This is a genomic window from Microbacterium sp. Leaf203, assembly GCF_001421275.1.
GTDB classification, from domain to species: Bacteria; Actinomycetota; Actinomycetes; order Actinomycetales; family Microbacteriaceae; genus Microbacterium; species Microbacterium testaceum_A.
This window is the reverse complement of record NZ_LMKF01000017.1, coordinates 1-226: the sequence shown is the minus strand read 5'-3', so window position 1 is coordinate 226 and position 226 is coordinate 1.

The window sequence follows — 226 nt, the reverse complement described above, 5'->3', positions numbered from 1 at the left end:
AACCCGGCGTCCGGCGAACCAGGTCCGCAGGTCTCGGACAGAGAGGATTGTGTCGGACGCCAGCGTATCGGTCATGTTTTCCATCCGCAATGCGGGCAGACATGGCCTTCACTTGCAGCCCCTTCGGCTGGAACGTGGCGGTGTGCCTTCACCGCTTCAGCGCCGAGGATCGCATGGCGCGGCTCGAAGATGCGATGCAGCGTGCTGGTCGCGCCTTGCGAATCCC